This is a genomic window from Xanthobacter autotrophicus ATCC 700552 (genome assembly GCF_043194565.1).
Taxonomy (GTDB): domain Bacteria; phylum Pseudomonadota; class Alphaproteobacteria; order Rhizobiales; family Xanthobacteraceae; genus Xanthobacter; species Xanthobacter autotrophicus_F.
Genome location: NZ_JBAFVS010000001.1, coordinates 236,733 through 261,558 on the forward strand (window position 1 = coordinate 236,733; position 24,826 = coordinate 261,558).

General features: G+C 68.8%; 20 protein-coding genes. 11 read left to right on the plus strand and 9 right to left on the minus strand.

Annotated elements, in window-relative coordinates:
* The first annotated feature begins 101 nt into the window (after positions 1–101).
* The 6 genes from V5F48_RS01155 (at position 102) to V5F48_RS01180 (ending at position 7,560) form a co-directional block, all read left to right on the plus strand.
* On the plus strand, positions 102–2,615 hold the full coding sequence (locus V5F48_RS01155) for an arylsulfatase (protein ID WP_394039244.1): 2,514 nt from the start codon (positions 102–104) through the stop codon (positions 2,613–2,615).
* 278 nt (positions 2,616–2,893) lie between these two features.
* A complete protein-coding gene (locus V5F48_RS01160; RefSeq protein ID WP_394039246.1) occupies positions 2,894–3,658 on the plus strand; it encodes a hypothetical protein in 765 nt (254 codons plus the stop codon).
* Between the two features lie 115 nt (positions 3,659–3,773).
* The gene (locus V5F48_RS01165; protein WP_394039248.1) at positions 3,774–4,703 is read left to right on the plus strand and encodes a hypothetical protein; all 930 of its coding nucleotides are present in this window, start codon (positions 3,774–3,776) and stop codon (positions 4,701–4,703) included.
* 198 nt (positions 4,704–4,901) lie between these two features.
* A complete protein-coding gene (locus V5F48_RS01170; RefSeq protein ID WP_394039250.1) occupies positions 4,902–6,158 on the plus strand; it encodes an ROK family transcriptional regulator in 1,257 nt (418 codons plus the stop codon).
* A gap of 2 nt (positions 6,159–6,160) precedes the next feature.
* A complete protein-coding gene (locus tag V5F48_RS01175; protein WP_394039251.1) occupies positions 6,161–6,604 on the plus strand; it encodes an RbsD/FucU family protein in 444 nt (147 codons plus the stop codon).
* Positions 6,601–7,560 (plus strand): carbohydrate kinase family protein, encoded by a 960-nt coding sequence (locus tag V5F48_RS01180; RefSeq protein WP_394039253.1) that lies wholly within the window; start codon positions 6,601–6,603, stop codon positions 7,558–7,560. Before V5F48_RS01175 ends, V5F48_RS01180 begins: the two co-directional genes overlap by 4 nt.
* Before the next feature lie 281 nt (positions 7,561–7,841).
* Here the strand turns inward: V5F48_RS01180 and V5F48_RS01185 are convergent, their stop codons facing one another.
* The 4 genes from V5F48_RS01185 to V5F48_RS01200 all read right to left on the minus strand — a co-directional run bounded on the left by V5F48_RS01185 (position 7,842) and on the right by V5F48_RS01200 (position 12,342).
* Entirely contained in the window at positions 7,842–8,648 is an 807-nt protein-coding gene (locus tag V5F48_RS01185) for an ATP-binding cassette domain-containing protein (protein WP_394039255.1), read from the minus strand.
* Positions 8,645–9,727 (minus strand): ABC transporter permease, encoded by a 1,083-nt coding sequence (locus V5F48_RS01190; protein WP_394039257.1) that lies wholly within the window; start codon positions 9,725–9,727, stop codon positions 8,645–8,647. The genes V5F48_RS01185 and V5F48_RS01190 overlap by 4 nt, the downstream gene beginning before the upstream one ends.
* Positions 9,728–9,783: 56 nt before the next feature.
* The gene (locus tag V5F48_RS01195) at positions 9,784–10,827 is read right to left on the minus strand and encodes a sugar ABC transporter substrate-binding protein (RefSeq protein WP_394039259.1); all 1,044 of its coding nucleotides are present in this window, start codon (positions 10,825–10,827) and stop codon (positions 9,784–9,786) included.
* A 219-nt stretch (positions 10,828–11,046) separates the two neighbouring features.
* The gene (locus V5F48_RS01200; protein ID WP_394039261.1) at positions 11,047–12,342 is read right to left on the minus strand and encodes an NAD(P)/FAD-dependent oxidoreductase; all 1,296 of its coding nucleotides are present in this window, start codon (positions 12,340–12,342) and stop codon (positions 11,047–11,049) included.
* Positions 12,343–12,643: 301 nt separating this feature from the next.
* On the opposite strand from V5F48_RS01200, the gene V5F48_RS01205 reads away from it, so the two are divergent.
* Positions 12,644–13,219, plus strand: coding sequence for a hypothetical protein (locus tag V5F48_RS01205; RefSeq protein WP_394039263.1), 576 nt, complete (start codon positions 12,644–12,646; stop codon positions 13,217–13,219).
* 401 nt (positions 13,220–13,620) lie between these two features.
* The gene (locus V5F48_RS01210; RefSeq protein WP_394039494.1) at positions 13,621–16,461 is read left to right on the plus strand and encodes an EAL domain-containing protein; all 2,841 of its coding nucleotides are present in this window, start codon (positions 13,621–13,623) and stop codon (positions 16,459–16,461) included.
* A 329-nt stretch (positions 16,462–16,790) separates the two neighbouring features.
* On the opposite strand, the gene V5F48_RS01215 is transcribed toward V5F48_RS01210, so the two are convergent.
* The 4 genes from V5F48_RS01215 to V5F48_RS01230 form a co-directional block, all read right to left on the minus strand.
* Complete coding sequence (locus V5F48_RS01215; RefSeq protein WP_394039265.1) at positions 16,791–17,450, minus strand: YcgN family cysteine cluster protein; 660 nt, start codon at positions 17,448–17,450, stop codon at positions 16,791–16,793.
* A 107-nt stretch (positions 17,451–17,557) separates the two neighbouring features.
* A complete protein-coding gene (locus tag V5F48_RS01220; RefSeq protein WP_394039267.1) occupies positions 17,558–18,058 on the minus strand; it encodes a hypothetical protein in 501 nt (166 codons plus the stop codon).
* A gap of 380 nt (positions 18,059–18,438) precedes the next feature.
* Positions 18,439–19,665 (minus strand): GGDEF domain-containing protein, encoded by a 1,227-nt coding sequence (locus V5F48_RS01225; protein ID WP_394039269.1) that lies wholly within the window; start codon positions 19,663–19,665, stop codon positions 18,439–18,441.
* Positions 19,666–19,911: 246 nt separating this feature from the next.
* Positions 19,912–20,352, minus strand: coding sequence for a hypothetical protein (locus tag V5F48_RS01230; protein WP_394039271.1), 441 nt, complete (start codon positions 20,350–20,352; stop codon positions 19,912–19,914).
* Between the two features lie 109 nt (positions 20,353–20,461).
* Here V5F48_RS01230 and V5F48_RS01235 point away from each other — a divergent pair, with 109 nt between their 5' ends.
* Positions 20,462–21,376, plus strand: coding sequence for a diacylglycerol/lipid kinase family protein (locus tag V5F48_RS01235; protein WP_394039273.1), 915 nt, complete (start codon positions 20,462–20,464; stop codon positions 21,374–21,376).
* A 20-nt stretch (positions 21,377–21,396) separates the two neighbouring features.
* On the opposite strand, the gene V5F48_RS01240 is transcribed toward V5F48_RS01235, so the two are convergent.
* Positions 21,397–21,783, minus strand: a complete 387-nt coding sequence (locus V5F48_RS01240; RefSeq protein ID WP_394039275.1) for a hypothetical protein — start codon at positions 21,781–21,783, stop codon at positions 21,397–21,399.
* 323 nt (positions 21,784–22,106) lie between these two features.
* Between V5F48_RS01240 and V5F48_RS01245 the strand changes: the two genes are divergently transcribed.
* Positions 22,107–23,588 (plus strand): replicative DNA helicase, encoded by a 1,482-nt coding sequence (locus V5F48_RS01245; protein WP_394039277.1) that lies wholly within the window; start codon positions 22,107–22,109, stop codon positions 23,586–23,588.
* 89 nt (positions 23,589–23,677) lie between these two features.
* Entirely contained in the window at positions 23,678–24,751 is a 1,074-nt protein-coding gene (alr, locus tag V5F48_RS01250; protein ID WP_394039279.1) for an alanine racemase, read from the plus strand.
* The last annotated feature ends 75 nt before the right edge of the window (positions 24,752–24,826 follow it).

Here is a 24,826-nt window from a genome sequence, read left to right on the forward strand (position 1 = left end):
CCGATACTGGTCCAAAACCTGCCGATGGCGGCTTCTACTACAACTCGGCAGGAAGACCGGTGAGAAGCATGGGCTACCTCTATTTCCAGAGGAAACAAAACATGGCGCGCATCTTCGCCCTGGCTTTGACGGCCGGCCTCGCCGTGCTCGCCGCCGCCCTGCCTGCCAGCGCCCAGAAAATCAACGGCACGCCCGGCGCGGCGGATTCCACCATCGTGATCGACGGCAGCCAGATCCCGACCCCGCCGCAGACGTTCGATGGCGTGATCAAGGAGCTGGCGCAGGACTCCAAGCCGTTCTGGCCGGCGCGGATCGTGCCCCCCGCGGACGCCCCCAACGTGCTGCTCATCATGACGGACGACGTGGGTTTCGGCGCGCCCTCCACCTTCGGCGGCGTCATCCCCACGCCCAACCTCGACCGCATCGCCAACGATGGGCTGCGCTATACCAATTTCCACTCCACAGCGCTGTGCTCGCCCACCCGCGCCGCGCTGATCACCGGGCGCAACCACCATTCCGTCGGCTTCGGCGTGGTGTCTGAGATGGCCACGGGCTATCCGGGCTACAACAGCATGATCACCGACGACAAGGCCACCATCGGCAAGATCCTGAAGGACAACGGCTATCGCACCTCGTGGTTCGGCAAGAACCACAACACGCCGGCCTTCCAGGCCATCTCCACCGGCCCGTTCGACCAGTGGCCCACGGGCATGGGGTTTGAGTATTTCTACGGCTTCATGGGCGGCGACACCAGCCAGTGGCAGCCGGACAACCTGGCCCGCAACACCACCTATATCTATCCTTTCCTGGGCAATCCCTCGTTCAACCTGACCACGGCCATGGCGGACGAGGCCATCGCCTACATGAACAAGATCAACACCCTGACGCCGGAGCAGCCGTTCTTTGTCTATTACGTGCCCGGCGGCACCCACGCCCCGCACCATCCGACCCCCGAATGGGTCGAGAAGGCGACGCAGCTGCACCTGTTCGACAAGGGCTGGAACGCGCTGCGCGACCAGATCTTCGCAAACCAGAAGAAGCTCGGCGTCATTCCCCAGAACGCCAGGATGACGCCGTGGCCGGATGACCTTCTGAAGCGCTGGGACAAGCTCACCGACGACGAACAGAAGATGTTCAAGCGTCAGGTGGATGTCTACGCCGCCTTCCTGATGTATACCGACCACGAGATCGGCCGCGTCATCCAGGCGGTCGAGGACATGGGCAAGCTCGACAACACGCTGATCATCTATATCAGCGGCGACAACGGCTCCAGCGCCGAAGGCACGCTCATCGGCACCCCCAACGAAGTCGCCATGTTCAACGGCATCGACGTGCCGGTCGCGGACCAGCTGAAGTATTTCTACGACGTCTGGGGCACGGACAAGACCTACAACCACATGGCGGTGGGCTGGACCTGGGCGTTTTCCACCCCCTTCTCCTGGACCAAGCAGGTGGCCTCCCATTTCGGCGGCACCAAGCAGGGCGTGGCCATCTCCTGGCCCAAGGCGATCAAGGACAAGGGCAGCATCCGCACCCAGTTCCACCATGTGATCGACATCGTGCCCACCATCCTGGAGGCCAGCGGCATCAAGGCCCCCGACACGGTGGACGGCGTCAGGCAGGCCCCCATCGAAGGGGTCAGCATGGCCTATACCTTCGACAAGGCCAACGCGGCCGCCCCCTCCACCCACAAGACCCAATATTTCGAGATGATGGGCGACCATGCCATCTATCACGACGGCTGGATGCTGAGCAGCAAGGTGATGCGTCCGCCGTGGGAGGTCCAGGCCGGGGCCGGGCTCGATCCGTCCAAGTATCCGTGGGAACTCTACAATCTCGCGGACGACTGGACGCAGTATGAGGATGTCTCGGCCAAGCATCCCGACAGGGTGAAGGCGATGGCGGACCTGTTCTGGTCCGAGGCCCGGAAGTATCAGGTGCTCCCCCTCGACTCCACCGTCGCGACGCGGCTCGTGACGCCGCGCCCGAGCATCACGGCGGGGCGCAACGTCTTCACCTGGACCGCTCCACTTATCGGCACGCCCAATGGCGACGCGCCGTCGGTGCTCAACACCTCCTACAGCTTCACGGCGGATGTGGTGGTGCCCGAGGGCGGCGGCGACGGCATGCTCATCACCCAGGGCGGCCGGTTCGCCGGCTACGGCTTTTACCTGCTCAAGGGCAAGCCGACCTTCACCTGGAATCTCGTGGGCTTGAAGCGGGTGAAATGGCAGGGCACGGAGCCGCTGGCGCCGGGCAAGCACACCCTGGTGTTCAACTTCAAGTATGACGGCCTCGGCATGGGGACGCTGGCCTTCGGCTCCGGCAGCGGCCTCGGCCAGGGTGGCACCGGGACGCTGAGCGTGGACGGCAAGGTGGTGGCGACAGCGTCCATGCCCCACACCATCCCGCTCATCCTCGCCTGGGACGAGAACCTGGACGTGGGCTCCGACACCGGCACCCCGGTGGACGATGCGGATTATCAGGTGCCGTTCGCCTTCACCGGCAAGGTCGGCAAGATCACGCTAGCCATCGACCAGCCGAAGCTCACACCGGAGGATATCGCCAAGCTGCGCGACGCGGCGGCGAAGGCCAGCGACGGCCCCTCCAAATAGGGGGGCGCGAGCGCCTATCCCCCGCTCCGGACCCGGCATCCTTCGGCGCGCAGGGGGGTGCGTTCCGGACGATACGTGCAAATGATCAAAGCCCCGGTGAGGCCCGCTCGCCGGGGTCAGCCCGGTTCCGGTTGTGCCGAACCGGGCTTGAGATCCGCCACTGGAGAACCCCAGGCTGGCGGAGCGAAACCCTCTCGGCACCCGAATGGACCGGGGCGGTTGGTATGACACCTGTGGTGAGTTGCCGACCCTGCCATGCTTGAAAGGAAGCCAAGATCATGACCCCGACCCTGCCATTCCCCCCGAGGCCCACGCGCCGCTGGACCAGATCCCTCGCCGCTGCGGCGTTGCTCCTCACCAGCAGCGCCGCACTGGCGCAGGATGCGGCCAGGCCCCAGCACGTACCGCTGCAGAAGGCCATCGGCGTGCCCCACGCCGATCGCCCGATCCCCTCGCTCGCCGTGATCAACGCCGCCGGCGCCAAGCTTGAGGGCAGCAAGCTGACCCTCACCGGCGTCTCCACCAACACCATCGTCTTCGCCGACCGCCCGGTGCGCGCCGCCGGCCACGAGACGATCCAGCAGTTCCTGATGCAGTGGGATGTGGGCAAGGACAGCTTCGCCGTCGATCCGCCCAATGCCACCGTCTCGGTCCTGGGCGCCAAGCCCGGCGAGGTGTCCGACGTGGTGGTCACGCTGAAGACGCCGAAGCTGGAGGGCACCACCCTCACCTTCGACGTGGCGGTTCTGGAAGGCACCCTGACCCCCGGCGGTCCGGTGGCGCTCTTCATCGACGCCTGGGCGGTGCGCGGCCCCTATGGCGGCGGCGCGGTGCATGTGGGCGGCTACGGCTATCACGGCGGCGGCTATTACCATGCGCCGGTCTATCATGGCGCCTGGTACGGCCATCCCTACTATCCGGCGGGCGCGGCCGTGGCGGGCGCCGCCGTGGGCCTTGCCGCCGGCGCCGCGATCGGTGCTGCAGCGGCGGCGCCGCCGCCTCCTGCCTACTATTGCGGCTATTACCCCTACCCCCCCTGCTGACCACGGGCGGCGTCCGCTGCCAAAGGGCGGGCGCCGTTCTTCAGGCAATGCCGCACGACATGGGGACAACAGGCGTGCCTGGGGCGGCCGAGGACTGACGACACGAGGGGGACATATGACGCAGCGTCGCACCGAAACCGCCGCTCCAGCGGGGACGCATCGACAGCCCGTCCATGCCATGCGGCCGCGCCGGCGCGCGCGCGCCACGGCGATGGCCTGTTGCCTTGCCCTGCCGGCCGCAACCCTGTCGTTCGGGCTCGGCGCTTTGAGCCCGCCCGTCCGCGCCGCCGACCTCGCCACCAGCCCGGCCATCGCCCCATCGCCGTTCGCGCCTCCGCCCGCCTCGAAATGGCAGTTCGAGGCGGTGCTCTACGGCTGGGCCACGGGCATCAACGGCAACCTCGGCATCCGCGACCTGCCCGCCTTTCCGGTGGACGCCTCGTTCGCCGACATCCTGTCCCATTTCGACGGCGCGGCGATGGGCAGCTTCCTCGCCAAGAAGGACGACTGGACGCTGTTCGCCGACCTGGTCTGGTCCCAGCTCACCGCCAGCAAGTCGCTCGACGATGGCCGGGGCACGCAGTTCGGGCTTTCGCAGCGCCTCTTGATCGTCTCCGGCGCCGCCGGCTATCGCCTGCCCATCGGCGGGCCGGGCTTCGACCTCAGCGCCACGGCGGGCTTCCGCTACCAGCGGTTGACCGCCGACACCACCCTGTCCTCCTTCGGCGGCATCATCTCCCTGGCCGAAACCGACGTGAAGGACTGGCTGGATCCGGTGTTCGGCCTCGCCCTGCAATATCGCATCACCGAGAAGTGGTTCCTCAACGCCCTCGCCGACGTGGGCGGCTTCGGCCTCGCGTCCAGTTCCAAACTGACGTCGCAAGGGCTGGTCTCGGTGGGCTACAACTGGACCGAGACATGGTCCACCGCCATCGGGTATCGCGCGCTGTATACGGACTACGAATCGGCGACCGGCCCCCGCTCGAACTTCCGCTACGCGACGACGCTTCACGGCCCCTTCATGAGCATCGCCTACCACTTCTGAGCGGCACGCCGCCTTCTGCGGGCAGGGGTCGCGCGAGGCGGTGGGCTCCGGCGGACTGTATTAATAAATCAATAAGATTTATTAATTGACGAAGCGCGCGTCCTAGTTCATCATTCTGCGAGAATAAGACGATCCGGCGCGCAATGGCGGGCGCCGCCGGACCGCCCGCCAAGGCGCCGAACGGGGTCGACGGATTTCATGCAGCGCAGCCCCCTCCACGACGATCCCGGCCCGGTCCACGCCTCGCACGGGCGCGGCACGAACCAGACCGGCGTGCGCCTCTACAACGAGCGGTTGATCCTCTCCCTCATCCGCCGCCACGGCCGCCTGACCAAGGTGGATATCGCCCGCCTCACCGGCCTGTCGCTGCAGACCACCACGGTGGTCATGAACCGCCTGGAGGCCGACGGCCTGCTGCGCGCCGGTGAGCGCCAGCGCGGGCGCATCGGCCAGCCGGCGGTGCCCTATTCGCTCAATCCCGATGGCGCCTATGGCCTCGGCATGGTGGTGGGCCGGCGCGCCTGCGAGCTGGTGCTGATGGACTTCGTCGCGGGCGTGCGCCGGCGCGAGCGCCTGACCTATCCCTATCCCCTGCCCGACCAGCTCATCGGCTTCGCCGGCCGCACCTTTCCCGGCCTGATCGCGACGCTTCCAACCCCCGCCCAGGCGCGCATCTGCGGCACCGGCATCGCCATGCCGTTCGAGCTGTGGAACTGGGAGGAAGTTCTGGAGGCCCCGAAGGACGCCCTCGCCGGGTGGCGCGACTTCGACATGGCGGCCGAGATTTCCCGCATCGCCCCCGGCCCGGTGCGGGTGCTGAACGACGCCACCGCCGCCTGCGCCGCGGAGCTAACCTTCGGCGGCGGCTCGGCCTATCGCGACTTTGCCTATTTCTACATCGCCACCTTCATCGGCGGCGGCATCGTGCTCAACGGCAGCCTGTTTCCCGGCCGCAGCGGCAATGCCGGCGCCTTCGGCTCCATGCCGGTGGTGGCCCGCAGCCGCACAGGGGACGCAGAGGGCGGCGCAGGGGGCGGCGCGGGCGTCCAGCAGCTCATCCGCTCGGCCTCGCTCTACCGGCTGGAGCGCCAGCTCGGCGCCATCGGCATCGAGGGCTCCCAGCTGTGGGAACAGCCGGACGACTGGACCCGCTTCGCCGCGCCCGTGGAGGCCTGGATCGAGGAGGCCGCCGAGGGCCTCGCCCAGGCCATCGCGTCCTGCCTCGCCGTGGTGGATTTCGAAGCCATCGTCATCGACGGCGCCTTCCCGGCGGCGGTGCGGGACCGGCTGGTGAAGCGCACCGCCGCCGCCTTCGCCCGGCTTGACCGGCAGGGCCTGACCGAGACCCGCATCGTCGGCGGCACCATGGGCCGCGCCGCGCGCGCCATCGGCGGGGCGGCCCTGCCCCTGCTCGACACCTTCGGCCGCGACCTCGACGTTCTGTTCAAGGACTGACCATGCTCAAAGGCATCGACCCGTTGCTGGGTCCCGATCTGCTGGCCACCCTGCGCGCCATGGGCCACGGCGACGAGATCGCCATCGTGGACGCCAATTATCCGGCGCAGGCCCATGCCCGGCGCCTGGTGCGCATGGACGGGCACGACGCCCCGCGCCTGGTGGATGCCGTGCTCTCCGTGATGCCGCTGGATGCCGACGTGCCCGAGGCCGCCTTCCGCCCCTGCGCCTTCGGCGACTGCGCGCGCACGGAAAGCGTCTTCTCGGAGTTCGAGAGCGCCATCGCCGCCCGCGAGCCCGGCTTCAGCCTCGTGCCCATCGCCGGCGCGGGATTCTACGAGCGGGTGCGCGCGGCCTATGCCATCGTCGCCAGCGGCGAGCGCCGGCTCTACGGCAACATCATCCTGCGCAAGGGCGTGATCCGGCCGGAAGGGGACGCGGCATGATCCTGGTCTGCGGCGAAGCCCTCGTCGACCTGCTGGTGGGCGCCCCCGAGGGCAACGAGATGCCCGCGCGCGCGGTGGCCGGCGGCTCCCCCTTCAACGTGGCGGTGGGGCTGGCCCGGCTCGGCGCGCCCACCGCCTTCTTCGGCGGCATCTCCCGCGACCGCTTCGGCACCCACCTCGTGGACGTGCTGGCCCGCGAGGGCGTGGACCCGCGCTTCGTCGTGCGTTCCGACTGCCTCTCCACCATCTCCGTGGTGGCCACCCAGGCCGACGGCCAGCCGGTCTATTCCTTCCACGGCGCCGGCGCGGCCGACCGCATGCTCACGCCCGACCGCCTGCCCCCCGCCCTGCCGGACGAGGTGCGCGCCCTGACCTTCGGCTCCTACACCCTGGTGGTGGAGCCGGTGGCCTCCACCTATGCGGCCCTGGCCGAGCGGGAAGCGGGGCGGCGCGTCATCAGCATCGATCCCAACCTGCGGCCGGGGGTGGTGGGCGACCTCACCCGCTGGGCGCAGACGACGGAGCGCTTCTTCCGCACCGCGGACATCGTCAAGGCCAGCGACGAGGACATCCACATCGCCTTCGGCGGGCGCATGGGCCTTGCCGATGCGGCCCGCCTGTTCCTCACCCTCGGCGCCAAGCTGGTGGTGATCACCCGCGGGGAAAAGGGCGCCACCGCCTTCTCCCGCGCCGGCGAGGTCAGCGTACCGGGCCGCTCGGTCATCGTGCGCGACACGGTGGGCGCCGGCGACACCTTCCACGCCGCCCTGCTCGCCGGCCTCCATCGCACCGGCCGGCTCGAAGGCGCCGCCATCGCCGCCCTCGACACCGAGGCCATGGGCGAATTGGTGGCCTATGGCACGGCCGCCGCCGCCATCACCTGCTCGCGCGCCGGCGCGGACCTGCCCACCGCCGCCGAAGTGGATGCCAGTCTCCCCCTCGCCATGGCGAGCTGAGGGGGCCGGGACGGCTTTCAAGCGGTGGTCCAGGAGACGAGGCGCGGATGCCCGGCTCAAGGCCGGGCATGCAAAACGCGGGGTCGCCATCCCCGGCCCTGGGCCGGGGATGGGACACGCGCCGGGCAACGCCCGCAGCTCCGCATCACCCCGACAGCAAGACGCCCGGACCATGGCACGCAGGCCGTGATCCGGGCGTTTGTTTCCGCGCTCGCGCCCTGACCTGCCCGCCCCGCGCGGGACGGCCCCGGCGGGGCGGAATGCAGCACGCCGTTGCAGCCTCAGGCCGCCATGTCCTGCGGCGCGCGGGCGCCGGTCATCAGCGCCACGGCGTCCGACATAGTGCAGGCCGCGGGCTGGACCACGGTGAGCCGCCGCCCCAGCCGGTGGATGTGGATGCGGTCCGCGATCTCGAACACATGGGGCATGTTGTGGCTGATGAGCACCACGGCGATGCCGCGCCGGCGCACGTCGAGGATCAGCTCCAGCACCCGGCGGGATTCCTTCACGCCCAGCGCGGCGGTGGGCTCGTCGAGGATCACGACCCGCGAGCCGAAGGCGGTGGCGCGGGCCACGGCGATGCCCTGCCGCTGGCCGCCCGAGAGCGTCTCCACCGGCTGGTTGATGGATTGCACCGTCATCAGCCCCAGCTCGGTGAGCTTCTCGCGGGCCATGCGCTGCATCCGCTTGCGGTCGAGCATGCGGAACACCGAGCCAAGCACCCCCGGCTTGCGCAACTCGCGGCCGAGGAAAAGGTTGTCGGCGATGGACAGGCCCGGCGCCAGCGCCAGCGACTGGTAGACGGTCTCGATACCCGCCGCCTGCGCGTCGAGGGGCGAGCGGAAATGCACCGGCTTGCCGTCGAAGCGGATCTCGCCCTCGTCCGGCACCAGCGCGCCGGAGAGCGCGCGGATCAGGGAGGACTTGCCGGCGCCGTTGTCGCCGATCACCGCCAGGATCTCCCCGGGATAAAGGTCGAAATCGGCCTGGTCGAGGGCCGTCACCCGACCGTAGCGCTTGACGAGGCCGCGCGCCTCGATGAGGGGCCGGCGCACGCCGGTGTCCGTCGAGAGAGAGGCGGTGTTCATGCCGACACCTTCCGGATCCACTGGTCGAGGGTGACCGCGACGATGATGAGGCTGCCCACGGCGAATTCCTGCCACAGCACGTCCACCCCCGACAAGGCGAGGCCGGAGCGCGAGACGCCGACGATGAGCGCGCCGATGAGGGTGCCGATGATGGAGCCGCGCCCGCCGAACAGGCTGGCCCCGCCGATCACCACCGCGGTGATGCTGTCGAGGTTGGTGGTCTGCCCCGCCTGCGGGCTGATGGAGCCGATGCGGCCGATGAGCGCCCAGGCCCCGAGCGCGCAGATGACGCCCGCCGCCACATAGACGCAGAACAGCACCTTGTCGGTGCGGATGCCGGCGAGGCGCGCCGCGTCCGGATCATCGCCCACCGCATAGATGTGGCGGCCCAGCGCGGTGCGGTTGAGCACGTACCAGACGATGGCCACCAGCCCCAGCATGAAGAAGGTGCCGTAGGTGAGCCGGGCGCCCAAAAGGTCCACCGGCGTGCCGAGCCACTGCAGGAAGGGCGCGACCTTCGCCACGTCCTGCGCGCGGATGGTCTGGGCGCCGGAATACCAGAGGTTCAGCGAGAAGAAGATGGACCAGGTGCCCAGCGTCACGATGAAGGGCGGCAGCTTCAGCCGCACCACCAGCAAGCCGTTGAACGCCCCGCAGGCCGCGCCCGCGGCGAGCCCGGCGCCGAAGGCCACCGGCACCGGCAGGCCCATGGCGATGGCCAGCTTGCCCATGATGACCGAGCACAGCACCATCACCGCGCCCACCGACAGGTCGATGCCGGCGGTGAGCACGATGAGCGTCTGCGCCACCCCGATGATGCAGATGATGGTCACCTGCTGGAGGATCAGCGACAGGTTGAAGGCCGAGTAGAAGCGCGGCCCCACGATCGCCGAGAACACCGCCACCCCGAGCGCCAGCACGATGGCGGGCACCGCGGTCGGGTTGGCATGCAGGAAATGCTGCAGCATCTGGAGCGGGGACCTGGCGTGGACCTCGAATTCCGCCACCCGCGTGTCCTGTTGGCTCAGGACGGTCTCGAACGCCTGCATCCCGCGTTTCTCCCCACTCGTGTCTGTCATTGCAGATCCCTCCGCGGCCGTTCCGGCCGGCGCACGCGTGCTATCGTTGGCGCCGCTCAGCCCCAGCACTTCTTCAGGGCGGCATCGGTGCCGATGGAGGACAGTCCCGGCACCGGCCGGTCGGTGACCAGCTCGACGCCGGTATTGACGAAGTCCTTCCCGTCGGTCGGCGTGGGCCTGGTGCCGTCGGTCGCGTATTTCAGCACCGCCTCGACGCCCATCTGGGCCATGACGAGGGGGAATTGCATGGCGGTGGCGGCGATGACGCCGTCCTGCACGTTGCGCACGCCGGGGCAGCCGCCGTCCACGGCCACCACCAGCACGTCCTTGTCGCGGCCGATGGAGCGCAGCGCCTCATAGGCGCCGGCGGCGGCGGGCTCGTTGATGGCGTAGACCACGGATACGGAGGGATCGCGCTGGAGCAGGTTCTCCATGGCCCGGCGCCCGCCCTCCTCGTTGCCGAGGGTGACGTCGTGGCCGACGATGCGGCTGTCCTTCTCGTCGCCGATGACGGCCGGGTCGGCCACGTTCACGCCGAAGCCGGACAGGAAGCCCTGGTCGCGGTCCACATCCACGGAGATCTGGTTCACGTTGAGGTCGAGCAACGCGACCTTCGCCGATTTGGCATTGGTGCCCAAGGTCTTGGCCGCCCATTCGCCGATCATCTTGCCGGCGATGAAATTGTCGGTGGCGAAGGTGGCGTCGGCCGCGCTCGCGGGATCGAGCGGCGTGTCGAGGGCGATCACCAGGATGCCCCTTGCCCGTGCCTGCTCCAGCACCGGCACGATGGCGCGGGAATCCGAAGGGGTAATCAGGATGCCCTTGGCGCCGGCGGCGATCAGGCTCTCCACGGCGGTGACCTGGGCGTCGGTGTCGCCGTCCATCTTGCCGGCGAAGGAGCGCAATTCCATGCCCAGCCGCGTCGCGGCGGCTTCCGCGCCCTCCTTCATCTTGACGAAGAAGGGATTGGTGGAGGTCTTGATGACGATGCCCACGATAGGCTTGTCGGCGGGCTTTTCCGCCGCCCGCGTGGGCGACGTCGCGGCCCAGCCCGCGCCAGCGATAGAAACTGCCATCAGCAGCCGTGGCCAGCTGTGCATCGATACGTCCTCCCAGATGCGCCGGCGCGGTTTCCGCTTGCCGGACGGATGCGTAATCCGCATGGCATCTGAGCGCAGGGCGCATGACGAGTCAATAGATAAATCCATCTGAGTTATTAATAGAAGGTCGAGCAACGGCGCCGCCTCCCGACGTATCGGCAGGGGGAGGAACCGGGGTGAAACGGGGTTGTGAAGCCGAGGGAGCGCGCGGCCGGCGCCTCAGAACCGCGCGGCGACGAGATGGGCGAGGCCGGAGCCGGCGGCGTAGACGGCTTCCCGCGCCAGACGCCAGCGGGCCGGCTTCACCGCGCTTGGCGGCAGCGGCACCTCATCCTCGCGCAGGCGGCCCAGCACCAGGTCCGCCAGCAGGGCGCCGAACACGGTTCCCGGCGCGATGCCCCGCCCGTTGTAGCCGGCCACGGCGACGCCGGTGCGCCCCAGCCGGTGGAAGCGCGGCAGGGCGTCGGCGGTCATGCCGATCATGCCGTGCCAGCCGGCCTCGAAGGCCACCTCGGAGGCCATCTGGCCGAGCTGCGGATAAAGCCGCGCCAGCACCCGCCGGGCATAGGCACGGTGAATGGCCCCGCCGGCGCGGTCGAGGGCGCCGACGCTGCCGAACACCAGCCGGCCCGCCGCATCCATCCGGAACGAGGTGAGAATGGCCTGCGTATCCCACGCCCCCTGCCGACCGGGCAGGATGGTGTCGCGCACCGCCGCCGGCAACGGGGCGGTGGCGAGGTTGAAATAGGGGAGATGCACCTGCTCGCGCCGCAGCACGGCGAACGGCCCGGTGCCATAGGCGTCGGTGGCGGCGATGAGATGATCGGCCTCAAGGCATCCGCCCGGCGTGGTGAGCCGCCAGCCGGAGGCGGTCTCCGCCGCCGCCACCACCGGGCTCGACGGAAAGATCTGCGCCCCCGCGTCGAGGGCCGCTCGCGCCAGCCCCCGCGCATAGGCGAGCGGCTGGAGGGTGCCGGCGCGCAGATCCAGCAACGCGCCGGAAAATGCGCCGCCGCCCACCATGGTCCGGGCCTCATCGGCCTCCAGCAGGCGCACCGGCGCGCCCCGCGCCTGCCACTGGGCGGCGCGGGCTTCGATCTCGGCGCGTCCGGCAGTGCCCACGGCGCAATGCAGCGTGCCCACGGGCGCGGCCTCGCAGGGGATGGCGTGCCGCGCCACCAGATCGAACACCACCTGCGGCGCCGCGCCCAGAAAGCCGATCAGCGCCGCGCCCCGCGCCTCACCGAGAGCGGCGCGGATGGCATCGGGCATCACCCACAGGCCGGCATTGACGAGGCCCACATTGCGCCCCGCCCCGCCGAAGCCCACCTCCGCCGCCTCCAGCACGGTCACCCGCGCCCCCGCCTCGGCAAGGCGCAGCGCCGCCGACAGCCCGGCATATCCGGCTCCCACCACGGCCACGTCGGTCCGGTGGGTCCCTGAGAAGCCCGCGAGAACCGGGGCCGGCGGGGCGGTGAACTCCCACAGGCCGTGGGAGCGGGGAGCGATCGACATCGGGCACCTTTCGCGGAGGCTTGCAGCGGACCCCGGTGGTTCGATCCACGCGCGGGCCGGACCGGTGATTCCCTCGCAAATCGTAGGATAGGGAAGGTTTGGCTGATCCGATGGCCAGATCGTGAGCTCGCAATGCGCTCTTGCAACGCATACGTCCGGGGCCGGGCCGAAACCGGCCCCCTGCTGCACCGCAGGATCACGAAAATTTAAGCCTTGCCCGGTTAAGTCGAAGCACGATTTTGTGTTTTCGGGTCCCCTTTGGTATGAGAGACCCCCAGTTATGGTTTTTCGGAGCTGCGTAATGGCAAGTCCGCGCGTTTATGTTTACCAGTTCGCCTCCGGCGCCCAGTGGGCCGCCGGGGACAGCGTGGAGACCTATCTCCGCCGGCTTCTCGATGTGGATTTCGCCCAGGCGCTCCGTGCGGACCGGCTTGCTGCCGTGACCGCCTTCCTCGACGAAGCCTTCCAGCTCGCCCACACCATCGGCTGGACCGGCGGCGCCCGCGAGCTGCCGCAAATGTTCTCCCTGCCCGGCATGCCGGCGGAAGAGGCCATCCACATGATCGCCTGGGAGCAGGAAGACGGCGTGGCCTACATCGCCTCGCCCTATCCCCTGCCGTGGCTCGACGCCAAGGCGTCGCGCACCACGGATTCCGAGCGCGCCGTGCCGGCCGAGGAGGTTGTTCCCGTGCCGCCTGCCGCCCGCCCCGCGCCGCAGCCCCCGCTGGAGGTGATCTCCGCGCGGGCCGAGGAAGCGGTGGAGGAAGCCCTCGACCCCTTCTCCGAATATGTGCGCCGGGAAGAGGCCGCTCGCCTCACCCGCGAGCCCACCCCGCTCTCCGCCGACGACCGGGACAACGCCCGCCGCTTCTTCTGATCGGCCGGACCACGGTTTTGATGCGCGCCCCCGGGCGCGCATTCGTTTTTTCGGGCGTCGGACGGTGCGGCGATATGGTGCGGCGGTATCATGGGGACGCCCTACGCCTTGCTCCAGCCGCACGCCTTGGCTAGGGAATCGGATGCGCCGGACCATCCCGGCGCATATGCATTCCTCATGGATGAGCTTGAGCTCTTGCCGTCCCGCGCTTTGCGTCGCACCTTCGGCAGGCTGCCCTCCTCAACCGAAACTCGGCCCGGTAGCAGTCCGGGTGCGGAGACCTGACATTGCGGTCGTTGCTCGCTCGCGTCATCGCTCTGCCCGTTGGGGCTTCTTTGGCGTTTCTCGGGGCGTTTTTATTGGCACTTGTCCTGACGCTGCCCGCCGGCCGCGCGCAGGCGATGGAGGCCATCGCCCTGCGCCTCGACGCCAAGGTGGTGGACCTGTTGCCCGCCGTGCAGCGCGAGACCACCGAGGACGGCCGGTTCCAGATTTCCACCGCGCCCGATACGGAAGGCGTGGTCCGGCGCATCGAAGTGCCGACCACCGACGGGCGCAGCCATGGCGACTGGATCGCCTTCGCCCTCACCAACAACACCGACGAGCAGGTGGACCGCCTCATCGTCGCGCCGCACTATCGCATGTCCGGCTCCGGCCTGTTCTGGCCCGATCTCGGCAACCGGCGGATCGTCTCGCTCACGCCGAGCCAGGGCTTCAAGCCGGAGCGGCAGACCGCTCCCGACGCGGACGTGTTCCTGATCACGCTGGACCCGGGCTCCACCGTCACCTTCGTGGCCGAGCTGGGCAGCCCCACCCTGCCGCAGCTCTATCTGTGGGAGCCGGACGCCTACAAGGACCGGGTGAACGCCTTCACCCTCTACCACGGCATCGTCATCGGCATCGCCGGCCTTTTGGCGCTCTTCCTCACCATCCTGTTCGTGGTGAAGGGCTCGGTGATGTTCCCGGCGGCCGCGGCGCTGGCCTGGGCGGTGCTGGGCTATATCGGCCTCGATTTCGCCTTCTGGTCGAAGGTGTTCGGCCTCTCGCCCATCGCCGAGCAGTTCTGGCGCGCATCGGGCGAGGCGATCCTCACCGGCACGCTGCTGGTGTTCCTGTTCGCCTATCTCAACCTCAACCGCTGGCACGTGCGCTACGTGCATGTGGCCGCCGGCTGGCTCGCCTTCCTCGCCGCGCTGGTGGTGGTGGCCCTGCTCGACGCGCCGGTGGCGGCGGGCATCGCCCGCCTGTCGCTGCTGGCGGTGGCGGTGGCCGGGCTCGGCGTCATCATCTGGCTCAGCCAGCACGGTTATGACCGGGCGGTGCTCATCATCCCCACCTGGTCGCTGCTGGTGGTGTGGGTGCTCATGGCCGGGCTCACGGTGGCGGGCTTCGTCACCAACGATCTCGCCGCCCCCGCCCTCTCCGGCGGCCTGGTGCTGATCGTCATGCTCATCGGCTTCACGGTGATGCAGCACGCCTTCGCCGGCATCGGCGGCATCCAGGGCTCCACCTCCGAGCTGGAACGCCGGGCGCTGGCCCTGGCCGGCTCCGGCCTCATCGTGTGGGACTGGGATGTGGACACCGACCGCATCTACACCTCCCCCGAGGCCGAGGAAGCCCTCGGCCTCAAGCGCCATTCGCTGGAGACCGAGGCCGCCGGCTGGCTGGAGGTGCTGCACCCCGCCGACCGCGACCGCTTCCGCGCCACGCTGGACGGCATCATCGACCAGCGCCGCGGCCGCATCGACCAGGATTTCCGCCTGCGCGCCATCGACGGCCACTACCTCACCTTCAACCTGAAGGCCCGCCCGGTGGTGGGCGCCGACGGCGAGGTGGTGCGTTGCGTCGGCACCCTCATGGACGTGACCGGCGAGCGCATCGCCGCCGAGCGCCTGCTCCACGACGCGGTACGCGACAATCTCACCGGCCTGCCCAACCGGGAATTGTTCCTCGACCGGCTCAGCCAATCCCTCACCATGGCCCGCCTCGACGACAAGGTGAAGCCGACGGTGATGGTCATCGACCTCGACCGCTTCAAGCAGGTCAACGTGCAGGTGGGCATGGCGGTGGCCGATTCCATCCTGCTCACGGTGGCCCGCCGCCTGATGCGCCTGTTGAAGCCGCAGGACACGCTGGCGCGCATCTCCGGCGACCAGTTCGGCATGATCCTCATGTCCGAGCGCGACGCCGAGCGCATCACCACCTTCGCCGACACCCTGCGCCGCTCCCTGCGCGCGCCCATCGCCTTCGCCGACCGGGAAGTGTTCGTCACCGCCTCCATCGGGCTGGTGCTGGCAAGCCCCGACCAGACCAAGCGCGACGAGGTGCTGAAGAACGCCGAGCTGGCCATGTATTACGCCAAGCGCATCGGCGGCGACCGCATCGAGGTGTTCCGCCCGGCCATGCGCCAGCAGAAGATCGACCGGGTGGTGATCGAGGGCGAATTGCGCGAGGCCCTCGCCAAGAACCAGATCTCGGTGCGCTACCAGCCCATCGTGCGCCTGGGCGACCGGGCCATCGGCGGGTTCGAGGCCTATATGCGCTGGAACCACCCGCGCCTCGGGGAACTCGCCGCCTCCGAATTCCTGCTGCTGGCGGAAGAGACCGGGCTCATCCTCGACCTCGGCCTGTTCGTGCTCGACGCCGCGGCGCGCCAGCTCGGCCAGTGGCAGCGCGCGCTGCGGGTGGACCCGCCCTTGTTCATGCATGTGAACGTCTCGTCCCGCCAATTGCTGCGGCACGATTTGATCCAGGACCTGAAATCCGTACTCGCCCGCAACGCGGTGGCGCCCGGATCGCTCAAGCTGGAGGTGACCGAGAGCCTGGTGATGGAAAATCCCGAATATGCCGCCGTGGTGCTCGGCCGCATGCGGGAACTGGGCGCGGGCCTGTGCCTCGACGATTTCGGCACCGGCTATTCCGCCCTCTCCTATCTCCAGCGCTTCCCGTTCGACAGCGTGAAGATCGACCCGCGCTTCGTGCGCGACACCGCCAAGGGCGCGGCTCGCGCCGCCCGGCCGGTGATCGTCGGCGCCATGATCGACCTCGCCCACGACCTCGGCATGGACGTGATGGCGGAGGGCCTGGAGAAGGAGACCGAAGCCGGCGAGATGGCGCGCTTCGGCTGCGAATACGGCCAGGGCGTCGTCTTCGGCGAGCCGCTCACCGCCGAGGAATGCCGCACCCTCATCGAGCCGGCGCCGGTGGAGACGCGCAAGAAGCGCTCGACCGCCGCGGAATAGGCGCGCGCTCGGGGACGCTACCGTGTCGACCAGGAACACCGTGGAACCCTCTCCCGCCCGAACTCGGCTGTTGCCGAGTTCGGTTCCCAAGAGCCGAAGCCGGAACCATCCGGTTTCGGAGCGAGGGAGGGCAGGGTGGGGGAAAAGCCTCCGCCAATCCGCCCGCCGATGGTCTGCCCCGGCGCGGCGCCCCCTCCCCACCCCTCCCCCGCAAGCGGGAGAGGGCGTTCGCTGGCGCAGGGTTCACCGGCGGTTGTTTTCAAACTGAGACACGGCCCGGCGTGGGGTCAGTCCGGACTCAGGAGCACCGCCCCGGACCTCGATTTCTGTCAGGCCTTCTGTTCATCCACCTTCGGACGACGCCGACGGCTCCCGCCGGTCGTCCCCTTCGCCCCAGTCTTGACGCCCGTCTTGACGCCCGTCTTGGCACCGCCTTTGGCCCCCCTCGGCCAGCGCACCGGCCAGGCGACGATGTGGTCCACCAGTTCAAACAGGCCGAACGCGTTTTCGCTGCCGGCCACCTTGCCGGCCACCGTTATGCCGGCCGCCGCCACGCTTCCCGCGTCTCCCGACACCAGCGGATGCCAGAACGGCAGGTCCTTGCCTTCGCCCACCAGCCGGTAGGCGCAGGTGGGCGGCAGCCAATTCAGCTCCGCCACGCTCTCGGGGGTCAGGCGCACGCAGTCGGACACGATCTCCGAGCGCCGCTCGTAGTCGGAGCAGCGGCAGGTGTCGGCATCCAGCAGGCGGCAGGCGACATCCGTATAGGCCACCTGGCCGGTGTCCTCGTCCTCCAGCTTAACGAGGCAGCAGCGGCCGCAGCCGTCGCAAAGGCTCTCCCACTCGGATGCGCTCATGGCGGCCAGGGGCTTCGTCCGCCAGAACGGCTGGCCGGACCCATCGGGCGCCGGGGCGTCCGGAGCTGTGATGTCCGGGACGGCGTTGTCCCGGGGGGTGTTGTCCCGGGGGGTGTTTTCGGGGCTGGTCATGGGCGCCCCTCTACCATACCGCACCTTCCGCGTCCGCTCACTCGAACACGAGCATCATTCATAGATCACGGGCATGGATCACGGGCTTGGCCGCACGCCCGCGGCACTCATCCCGCGGAGCATGTGGCCCGCCCCCTATAAGTGCGCTCGAAATCCTTGCCGCCGTCCACGCCGGCCACAAAGAGCCTCAGCTCGTAGCGCCCGGCGAAGGCGGTTTCATCCGCGTCCCGGCTGCGGGTGCGCAGGACCAATTCCAGCGACGCGAACGGCGCCTGCGTCCGCTCCTGATAGAGGTGCAACCTCAGCTCGTTGCCATGGAACCAGTGGTGGGCGAGGGCGGAGCCGTCCATCTCCACCTTGGCGAAGGCGGGCGGGGCATCCTTAGCCGTGGCGTTCAGCTCCGCGCGAAAATTGCTGAAGGAGGCGGCGAGCCCGTGGGAAAACACGGCCTGCGCCTCGAAGGCGATGGCCTTGTCATCGATGCTGCAATTGAGGCTGCCGGTCGCCCCGGCCGGGGACAGGCTGGCCAACGAGAACGCGAGCGGCAGGCTGAGCCGCAGCACGCCCCTGCGCATCCGTGCCCGGAGCGTTCGGGCTGCGAACCCCATGGCCGACACTCCCGTCACGTCACCCGCGCGGCCAATCTAGAGCACGCGCCGATCAGATTGCATCGCAATCTGATCAGATAACGCGTTCTCTTTCCTTAAGTTTAGAGGGCGATTCACCGAGAAAATTGGTTCAATTTGCTCGGATCGCGCTCTAAACCGCGAACCAACGGAAGGGAAACCCGGCTGGACTTCCGGTTCCGACGTCAGGACTTGGGGCCAGCGTGGGTATAATAGTCCGCAAAAGCGAGGACCAGGGCGAAGCCGACGAAGGCGACGACGATACCGGTCACGACGAGAGCAGTCTGCGCAGCCATCTCTTGGACCTCCCGATGGTTTTTCGGAAGGCTAGGCATCCGCCCCGCGCGCGACGTTGATCTGGATCAACCGGCGCCATGTCCCACGGACGAGCCCACCGGCGCGGCATCGTCGGCGAGGATGCGGTCGCGGCCGGCGTGCTTGGCCGCATAGACGAGCTGGTCGGCCCGGTGGAGCAGGTCGGCCAGGTCCTCGCCCGGCCGGCGCTCGGCGATGCCGAAGCTGGCGGTGACGATGGCTCCGGGCGGCAGCATGGCGAAGGGGGTCCGCCGCAGCTCTGCGCGCACCCGCTCGGCGAAGCGGAAGGCACTGCGGGCGCCGGTGCGGGCCAGCAGCACCACGAATTCCTCCCCGCCGCGCCGGGCCGCCACATCCCGCGGCGTCACGGCCCGGGCAACCAGCCCGCCGACAGAGGCGAGCACCATGTCGCCCGTCGCATGGCCGAACGTATCGTTGATGACCTTGAAGCGGTCGATGTCGAAATAGACCAGGCTCAGGGGATGGCTCTCCCGACCGGCCATGAGTTCCCGCGCGCGCTCGTCGAAGCCGCGGCGGTTGGCGAGCCCGGTGAGGGGATCGATGCTGCCCTGCCGCTTCAGCTCGTCCATGGCGTCGGCGGCGATCGCGCCCAGCAACGCCAACGCGACCAGCAGGCCACTGACCAGCAACGAGAAATTGAGCAGCTGCCAGAACGCTGAGCGCGCAAACAGCAGGACGAGGGCGTTCCCGTCGGCGCCCTCCGCACGCATCCGGTCCAGCACGAAGAGCTCGGGCGAGATGGCCATGGTCAACACGGTGCGTCCGAAAAAATGGAGACCGAACAGGAGGAAGACCCAGAACAGGATCCGGTCCACCGTCCGCCGGCCGCTGACCCCGAAGATCTGCACGGCGGCAAACAGGAACATGAAGCCGTAGCCGAAATTCTGCACATAGATCCGGGCGACGAGATTCCGGTCGACATACATGAAGTAATAAAGCAGCCCGAGGATCAACGCCGCCACGGCGGCAAGAACCGGGGCGGCGCCTTTCTTCCCGAACCGCGCCATGACCCCGGCCACGAGGCAGAAGATGCCGAACGTGTAGATCAGGCCAGAGACCATGGCGTTGAGCCCGATGTCCGCCGGGACGTGGAGCAATTGGGAAAGCGCGGCGAAGGAATAGGCGCAGAACGCCACCGCAAAGAGCAGGACATGGCGCCGCTCGCGGTGGTGCCGCCAGACCAGGAGAAAGACGCAGGCGACAATGAGCGAGATGGCCGGGCCGGCCAGGAGATAAAGGCGTCCCTCGGACATTGTTTGCCTTCAGACGCCCGCACGCGGAACGCCTCCTTTAGCGCCTGGACCACCGCACCGCATCGGCGCCTCACGCCTCTGCATTGCAACCTGCCACAACGCAACTTGAATGAGGCAGGGCGCCAAAAGTCAAGTCCCAGGGCGCGCCCCGATCAGCCTGCGAGGCACGCCGATCGCACACCCCGTTCCGGTCTCAAGACCTTTCGCAAGCGTCGCGGTCCAGCTTGGGGGCTGCGCGCATCCGGCCTATCTTTTGTAGGCCCACAGGCGCAGCTCGTGCTTGAGACGCCGGAAATCGTAAAAGGTGAAGGTCAGGAAGAGGGTGGCGACCAAGGCGAGCACCAGCGAGACACCGCTGGACCAGCCGAGCGCCGACGCCGAAAAATCATAGACGAAATAAGCGACAAGCGCCGTGACCACCGCCGCCGCGCCGAAAAACAGCCGGGTATCGAGCCGAGCAATCAGGATGCCGACGCCAACCCAGATCACCACGGCGAGCAGGATCGCCCAGCCGATCCCCAGGCCGAACTGGCGCGCCACGAAATGCCCGCCCGCGCCGCACAGCACCACCGAGGCGACCAGAAGCAGCAGCCCGGCCCGCAGGCGCAGGATGGAGGGGGAGGACGCCCTTCTGGACGGTGTCGGATCGGGCGAGGGGACGCTGGACGGCGGGGGCACATTGGCCATGGCGGAAACCCTTGATGATATGAAGCCGGCCCGGCCGCGCGCCCCGCACGGGGAACATTCAGGCCGCGCCGGCGCTTGTGCCGGTCTGGAGGATGCCACGATGCGGCGGATGCGGGTCGTACTCAATGCCAAAGCCGGGACCATCCACGACATGGGGCCCGAGCGGGTGCGCGCCATCGTGGAAGAGGCCCTGACGCGGCCCGGGACGGATGTGGACGTGGTGGTGGCCGACGGCGAGGCCATCGCCCGCGCCATCGCCACCGCCGAGCGCGACGGCTACGACACCGTGGTGGTGGGCGCCGGCGACGGCACGGTCTCCCGTGCCGCATCGGTGTTCGCCAATACCGAGGTCACCCTCGGCGTGCTGCCGCTGGGCACCATGAACATGCTCGCCTACGACATCGGCCTGCCGCGCGACCTGGCGGGCGCCCTCGACGCCCTGCAGGCGGCGCGGCCCATGCGGGTGGACGTGGGCCTGCTGAACGGGCGGGCCTTCCACGGGGTCTCGGGGGTGGGCTTCTTCAGCCAGATGGCGCTGGCCCGCGAGCAGCTGCGCGCCCAGCGCGGCCGGGTGCTGGGATGGTTCATGGCCCTCGGCAAGGCGCTGGTGCGGTCCGGCCGCATGTCCATCGAGGTGGAGGTGGCGGGGGTCCGCGAGCCCATCGAGGCCTATGCGGCGCTGGTGACCGTGAACGCCTTCGACGCCCCCGGCTGGCACCGCTCGCGGCTCGACGGCGGGCTGCTGGAGGTGCTGGTGGCGGAAGACCGCGGCACCCTGGCGCGGCTGAAGACCGGCGCGGAGGTGCTGGTGAATGCCTGGCGCGACAAGCCGGGCATCCATGCCTTCCAGGCGCGGCGCGTCACCATCCATGCCCGGCGCAACCGCGCCTGGGTGGCGACGGACGGGGAAGTCACGCGGGAAAACCTGCCCCTGCGCTACGCAATCGCCCCTGGCGCGCTCAAGCTGCTGGTGCCGCCCGCCGCCATCCAGTGGCGCGAGCACGATGCCCAGGCCGTGACCTGACATGCGGGCTGCTGGCCTGCTCAGTTCGATCCGTCGTCGTTGCTCTCGTCGCAGGTGTAGCCGACGAAGCAGCGTGGATTGTCCGACGTGGCGATCCACGCGGGCGTGGTCACCTGGTCCCCGGCGCAGAAGCGCTCGTCGCGCACATAGCGCTGGGCATTGCCGTTGCCGGTGGGAATCAGGATGAGGCCCTGGGTGCGCACCACCTGGGCGACGCCGCCGCAGGTGGAGGGCGGAACGGGAATGGCCATCATGCCTTCGGGCGGCGGGGTGTTCTGGCCGTAGATGGCGGTGCCATCCAGCGGCACGGGCAGGCCCTGCGCGCCGAGATCCGGCGGCGGCGCCAGGGGATCGCCGCGCTGGGCGAGGGCGGAAAAGGACAGGCCGACGATCGCAATCGCCAGCATGGCGCGGCCAAACATCCCGGCGTGATTTCCGCGCATGACGATTCCCTTCGCATTGGTGCCGCTGGAACCGGCTCTATCCCACCTTGCGGGAGCGAGCAAAGCGAGAAGTCGCCGGACCGGGAACGGGACTGGAAGGGAAGCCGGCGCAGCGCTCCGGCGCGGAACCGGAAACGGAAACGGAAACGGCTTGTACCCGCTATCCCCAGATCCAGCCCGCTGTGGAAAAATACAGCGGAGCTGATTTCGGAACAAACAAAGAACTTACTGTGCGCCGGACCCCGGACTTGGTAAGAAAGTGACCCATCCAGCGGAATCCCGGCGCCATGCTCGACCTTCCCAACAAGGGCGATCTCGAACCGTCCTATCGTCAGGCCCCGCACAATCTGGAGGCGGAGCAGGCGCTGCTGGGGGCGATCCTCGTCAACAACGAGGCGTTCTACCGGGTCTCCGACTTCCTCGAACCGCATCATTTCTACGAGCCCATCCACGCCCGCGTATTCGAGCTGGCGAGCGCGCTGGTGCGTGCCGGCAAGCTCGCCACGCCGGTGACGCTGAAGACCTTCCTGCCCTCGGACCTCGACGTGGCGGGGCTGACCGGGCCGCAATATCTCGCCCGCCTCGCGGCGGAGGCGACCACCATCATCAATTCCGAGGATTACGGGCGCACCATCTACGACCTGTCGGTGCGGCGCGACCTGATCCGAATCGGCGAGGAGATCGTCAACGAGGCGTTCGACGCCCCGGTGGACGCCACCCCGCAGGACCAGATCGAGCAGGCGGAAAAGCGGCTCTACGAGATCGCCGAGACCGGCCGCTACGACGGCGGCTTCCAGCGCTTCGGCGAGGCGCTGCGCGAGGCGGTGGACATGGCCTCCAAGGCCTTCCAGCGCGACGGCCACCTCTCCGGCATCGCCACCGCGCTGGACGACCTCGACCACCAGATGGGCGGGCTGCAGCCCTCCGACCTCGTCATCCTTGCCGGCCGCCCGGCCATGGGCAAGACCGCGCTCGCCACCAACATCGCCTTCAACATCGCCGCCGCCTATCGCGGCGAGACCCGGCCCGACGGCTCCATCGAGACCGTGTCGGGGGGCATCGTCGGCTTCTTCTCGCTGGAAATGTCGGCCGAGCAGCTCGCCACCCGTATCCTCGCCGAGCAGGCCGAGATCGCCTCCTACAAGATCCGCCGCGGCGACATCTCCGAGAGCGAATTCTCCAAGCTCGCCGCCGCCGCCCAGACCATGCAGACCATCCCGCTCTATATCGACGATACCGGCGGCCTCTCCATCGCCCAATTGGTGGCCCGGGCGCGGCGGCTGAAGCGCCAGCGCGGGCTCGATTTCATGGTGGTGGACTATCTCCAGCTGTTGTCGGGCTCCGCCAAAAACGCATCCCAGAACCGCGTCCAGGAGGTGACCGAGATCACCACCGGCCTGAAGGCCTTGGCGAAAGAGCTGCAAGTGCCCATCATGGCCCTGTCGCAGCTGTCCCGTCAGGTGGAATCGCGAGACGACAAGAGGCCGCAATTGTCGGACCTGCGCGAATCCGGCTCCATCGAGCAGGACGCCGACGTGGTCATGTTTGTGTTCCGGGAGGAATATTACCTTAAGAACAAGGAGCCGAAGGCCGGCACAGAGGAGTGGTTCAAGTGGGAGATCGAGATGAAGGCGGCCGAGAACACGGCCGAGGTCATCATCGGAAAGCAGCGCCACGGCCCCACGGGGACGGTGAAGGTGCATTTCGAGCCCCAGTTCACCCGCTTCTCCAACCTGGCGCGGGAGGATCACCTGCCGGAGCGCCACTGAGCGCGCCTTCCCCCGAGGAGGCGGCCGCCCAGGCCGCGGCGGATGAGACCGCCGAGCGGGAGGCGCGGGAAGCCGGCGCCATCCTCACCGTGGATCTCGACGCCATCGCCGACAACTGGCGCACGCTGGCGGCGCTGTCCGCCCCGGCCGAATGCGCCGCCGTGGTCAAGGCCAACGCCTATGGTCTCGGCATCGACAAGGTCGCCCCCGCCCTGTGGCGGGCCGGCGCACGCAATTTCTTCGTCGCCCATTTCAAGGAAGCGGTGGCCCTGCGCGCGCTGCTGCCCGAGGCCATCATCTATGTGTTGAACGGCCTTTTGCCGGACTGCGCCGGCGATTATGCCGCAGCCAACCTGCGCCCGGTGCTGGGATCGGCCCCGGAAATCTCCGACTGGAGCGATTATTGCCGCGACAACGGCGCCAAGCTGCCCGCCGCTATCCATGTGGATACGGGCATGCACCGGCTCGGCCTGTCGCTGGAAGAGGCGGTGCAGCTGTCCGGCACCTTCCGGCTGCTCGGCTTCACGCCCAGCCTGATCATGAGCCACCTCGCCTGCGCCGACACGCCGGGGCATGTGCTCACCGCCCGCCAGCGCATGGTGTTCGCCGATGTGGTGCGGCGCTTCCCCGGCATTCCCGCGTCGCTGGCCAATTCGGCGGGCACCCTGCTCGGCCGCGACTTCCGGTTCGAGCTGGTGCGGCCGGGCATCTTCCTCTACGGCGGCGTCGCCATAAACGGGGTCCCGCCCCTGCGGTCCGTGGTGCGGCTGGAGGTGAAGGTGGTGCAGGTCTCGTCCGCCCCGGCCGGCGAGACGGTGGGCTATGGCGCCGCCCAGCGCCTGAAGCGGCCGAGCCGGCTCGCCACCGTCTCCATCGGCTATGCGGACGGCCTGTTCCGCGCCGGCGGCTCCACCGACGCCACCAAGGGGGTGGAGGCCATCCTCCACGGCCAGCGCTGCCACCTGGTGGGCCGCGTCTCCATGGATCTGGCCACCCTCGACATCACCGACCTGCCGGAAGGCGTGGTGCAGCGGGGCGACACCGCGGTCTTCCTCGGCGACGGCATCAGCGTGGACGACCTCGCCGTCCGCTCCGGCACCATCGGCTACGAGGTGCTCACCTCGCTGGGCGCCCGCTACGCCCGGCACTACGTGGGCGGGTGAAGGGCCATCTGGACCATATGTTCCTATTTTGTGCTCTAATGGATGAGCGCAGGGAGATTCGCTCCGCAATCTGAT